General features: G+C 69.8%; 1 protein-coding gene and 1 pseudogene. Both read left to right on the plus strand.

Annotated elements, in window-relative coordinates:
* The first annotated feature begins 189 nt into the window (after positions 1 to 189).
* Positions 190 to 786, plus strand: coding sequence for an HNH endonuclease family protein (locus P1P70_RS44895; RefSeq protein WP_319248296.1), 597 nt, complete (start codon positions 190 to 192; stop codon positions 784 to 786).
* 122 nt (positions 787 to 908) lie between these two features.
* Positions 909 to 1,164 (plus strand): annotated as a pseudogene (locus P1P70_RS44900) (alkaline phosphatase family protein); the annotation flags it as partial.

The raw sequence follows: 1,164 nt of genomic DNA on the forward strand, positions 1-1,164 counted from the left end.
GGGGTGCGGTCGTGATTGTGGCCAGGCGCCCCACACCCCACAGGGCGCCCGGCCACAATCACGACCGCACCCCTTGTCGTGTCATGCGCACGTCATTAACTTCTCATCCGACGAACATCCGCCGGTAACACCACGCCGCGACCCTTCAATCGCCGCTCCCCAACACCCCCGGCCCCACAAGGAGTTCACATGCGCAGGTTCTACGCGCGTCGACGAGTCAGCATACTCGCGGCGCTCAGCGGATTGATAGCCTCCGCCGCACTCTTCAACGCTCCCACCGCCTCCGCCGCCCTCACCGTGGCGACCGAGGACCGCACCGGCTACAACCGGGACCTCTTCAACCACTGGATCACCATCAGCGGCACCTGCAACACCCGCGAGACGGTCCTCAAGCGCGACGGCACGAACGTCGTCACCGACTCCGCCTGCGCCTCCACCAGCGGCAGCTGGTACTCCCCGTACGACGGCGCCACCTGGACCCTCGCCTCCGACCTGGACATCGACCACCTCGTGCCGCTCGCCGAGGCCTGGGACTCCGGCGCCGACAGCTGGAGCAGCGCCACCCGGCAGGCCTTCGCCAACGACCTCACCCGGCCGCAGCTCATCGCGGTCACCGACAACGTGAACCAGGCGAAGGGCGACCAGGACCCCGCCACCTGGATGCCGTCGCGCACGGCCTACCGCTGCACGTACGTCCGCGCCTGGGTCCAGGTGAAGTACTACTACGACCTCTCGGTCGACTCCGCCGAGAAGAGCGCCCTGACCAGCTACCTGTCGAGCTGCTGACACGCGGGCGAGAAAGTGGTCCGGAACCTCCCCGTTCCCCTCCGTCGTTCCGTACCGTACGGGGCGACGGAGGAGGGCGCGCCCCTGTGGCGAAGCCGACAGCGAGGGAGTGGGTGACGCTCATGGCGGGGCTGCGTCTGGGACCACTGCTGAGATATGTGGACGGCTCGTCCGCGACCGTCTGGGTCGAGGCGAGCCGTCCCTGCGTCGCCGAGGTCCGCTGCGCCGGCGGCGGGGGCGGTGAGGCCCGCACCTTCCAGATCGCCGGCCACCACTACGCGCTGGTCCCGGTGACGGGACTCGCGCCGGGCACGGCCTCGGCGTACGAGGTGCTCCTCGACGGCACGCCCGTGTGGCCCCTGCCCGACTCCCCCCACC

Source organism: Streptomyces sp. MB09-02B (genome assembly GCF_033794485.1).
Taxonomy (GTDB): domain Bacteria; phylum Actinomycetota; class Actinomycetes; order Streptomycetales; family Streptomycetaceae; genus Streptomyces.

Excerpts from the sequence above, each read along its gene's own strand:
- P1P70_RS44895 (WP_319248296.1), top strand. The coding sequence starts at position 190 with ATGCGCAGGTTCTACGCGCGTCGACGAGTCAGCATACTCGCGGCGCTC.